Raw genomic sequence first — 2,761 nt, 5'->3', positions numbered from 1 at the left:
GAAAAATAATAAAACAGAAAATTCAGTCAATATTTATGCGACGTTAGTGATTATTTCCTCAAAATCATGAAGCATAAAAACAACAATAAAAAGCCATAGGGCGTTATGTAATTCGATATGAAACATTGTAGACCTCCCCGATTGAAATATGTATATTTTTACATTACCATTAAAAATAGGAAACGGTAAACTGACTGATCTAAATTCTTTGTATAACCAAAATGTACAATACCTTTTTTCAATTAGGAGCGAGTCAATGGGATGCATGCAACTTGCATCTACGTTCATAAAAGAGTATCCTTTACTAAAAAGTTGAACTTCTTAGTTTACGTATTGACATAAATCCTATTTTAAGGTAAATTTTATTTAAATTAAAAATCGAGAGATACTTATTTAAACCTTTAGTTTTGTTAGGGCTTTAGCATACTGTTAATCATTTAATTGACTTTATGAAAAAGTAACCTAACACAATTAGTGGTGAAGAATAAGATAAATCGGTATATTCTTAACTAGGTGACCTAGGTGGGAATATACCGTTTTTTGTGTAAAGGGGAATTTGAGATGAACAAATCAAAAGGAACTATCGAATCAGAAATAAGTAAATCATTAACTCAATGGGAAAAAGATTTCCTTGGACGTGGTTCTGTTTCAGTTAAAACGGATATTTTAAGAGACATGATTATTGTCACTTTACGTGGCATTCTATCACCTGCTGAATATACACTGTGTAAAACCAAAGAGGGCTTACTATCAGTAAAAAGAAATCGAACAGCATTAATTGAATCTGGTGTAGAAGATTTAAAAGAAATAATATTAAATTTAACTGGAGTAAAAGTGAAAAGCTTTTACAGTGATATAAGCACTCATACTGGAGAACGGATAATGGTCTTTAAATTATTTGATGATTTAGAGAAAGAGTTACAAAATATGAACTAAAGAAAAAGGGAGATCTTCAAAAAACTAGTACGTTAGTTGAAGATAAACCGGCAGTCTTAAAGGAGAAATGGGTCAAAACACCATTTCTCCCTTAGATTGTCGGTTTTTTTATTAGAAAATAAGATAGAGGAGTTAAACGTAATGTCAGAAATTATTTATCAAAATTTATTTTCACCAGTTGTATTGTTTTTTGTATTGGGAATTGTTGCTGCTTTATTTAAGTCAGATTTAAAATTTCCTAATGCTTTAAGTGAAGCGTTAAGTATTTATCTTTTAATTGCTATTGGAATAAAAGGGGGAATAGAGCTTTCCCATTATTCATTTGAAACGGTAATCAATCCAATTATGGGTACATTATTTTTAGGAATTGCAATCCCAATTCTTACCCTATTAATTATGCGCTTCATGAAAATGGACTTAAAAAATTCAATTGGCGTTGCTGCTACATATGGGTCAATTAGTGTGGTAACCTATGGAGCTACAATCTCATTTTTAGAGAAAAATAGTATCAGTTATGAAGGATTTATGAATGCATTAGTTGTGTTATTAGAAAGCCCTGCTATTTTAGTCTCATTGATTTTACTTAAAATTCTAGAGAATAGAAATGCCGAACCGATAATATCCTCTCAGAATTTTGGAATAGTTCCCGCATCAGCAAGACTTATAAATAAAGAAGTACTAAAAGAAAGTATATTAGGAAAAAGTGTATTGTTGCTGCTAGGTAGTTTAATAATAGGATTGATATTAGGGGAAAATGCCTTAGCAACGGTTAAACCTTTATTTATAGATTTATATAGTAGTATATTAATTCTGTTTTTATTGAACATGGGATTGGTTGCAGGTCAACGCTTACCGGAAGTAAAAAAATACGGGCTTAAATTACTCCTTTTTGGGATGTTAGCACCTGTTTTATTTGGTAGTTTGGGTGTTTTTGTAGGACATTTTGTTGGTCTGTCTTTGGGTGGAGTTACATTAATGGGCGTACTAGCAGGAAGCGCATCTTATATTGCTGCTCCAGCTGCTCTAAAATCATCTGTACCTGAAGCAAATCCATCTATCTATTTAGGATTATCATTAGGGGTTACCTTCCCCTTTAACCTTATTCTTGGAATACCTATCTATTTTGCAATAGCAAACTGGATTCAATAGGAGGTTTCTCATGGGAAATTCAACTAGTAAAAAGGCATTAATTATAACGGGTTTAAATGAAAAACTAAATCAGCATTTTCCGATTATTACGAATAAAAATGGTGAGGATTTAATCATTATAAAAACGATTGGGAATATCATCTCTCAACCTTATGACTCCATTATGAGAAGTATCATTATTGCTGTTTACCAAGAAGAGGTTGAAGAAATATTTATTATTGGAGATAAAGAAAGTACAGAATGTTCGATTAATAAGGATGAGTTCTTTTCCAAAATTCAAAAAGCTAATATTTCAACTAAAGAAATGAAAGCAATTGAGTACATTGGCGTAGTAGGGGAAGATTTAATGAGCTGGTTAGTTGGCAGACAAGATATGAAAACGATAATAAAGGAAAATATATCCTTGATTAAACAACATCCACTAATTCCAAAAAACGTTACGGTATTTGGTTTCATTGCTAGTGCAGAACTTAGCGAATTTGAAGAGATTTCATAGTTCTGATTTAAACTTTCGGGTTGAAAAGCTCGATAAAGAATATCTAACTTATTCTAAAGTAAATTTATAGAATAACATAAAATAATTCTGCGTGAAAAAGAGTAAACAGGTAGTCTGTTTTACTCTTTTTCATTGTGTGCCAGGCATGGCAACTATCTAGGTGGTGAAAGTCCACTGTGG

General features: G+C 31.5%; 3 protein-coding genes. All 3 read left to right on the top strand.

Annotated elements, in window-relative coordinates:
• Positions 1-561: 561 nt before the first annotated feature.
• The 3 genes from CD30_RS18800 (at position 562) to CD30_RS18790 (ending at position 2,581) form a co-directional block, all read left to right on the top strand.
• On the top strand, positions 562-936 hold the full coding sequence (locus CD30_RS18800; RefSeq protein WP_036180620.1) for a Na-translocating system protein MpsC family protein: 375 nt from the start codon (positions 562-564) through the stop codon (positions 934-936).
• A gap of 141 nt (positions 937-1,077) precedes the next feature.
• Positions 1,078-2,085, top strand: a complete 1,008-nt coding sequence (locus CD30_RS18795; protein WP_036180617.1) for a sodium-dependent bicarbonate transport family permease — start codon at positions 1,078-1,080, stop codon at positions 2,083-2,085.
• Between the two features lie 10 nt (positions 2,086-2,095).
• Positions 2,096-2,581, top strand: coding sequence for a carbonic anhydrase (locus tag CD30_RS18790; protein WP_036180614.1), 486 nt, complete (start codon positions 2,096-2,098; stop codon positions 2,579-2,581).
• Positions 2,582-2,761: the final 180 nt, after the last annotated feature.

This window comes from Ureibacillus massiliensis 4400831 = CIP 108448 = CCUG 49529, from assembly GCF_000772965.1.
GTDB classification, from domain to species: Bacteria; Bacillota; Bacilli; order Bacillales_A; family Planococcaceae; genus Ureibacillus; species Ureibacillus massiliensis.
The sequence above is the reverse complement of the archived record's forward strand: the minus strand, read 5'-3'. Positions and strand labels throughout refer to the sequence as shown.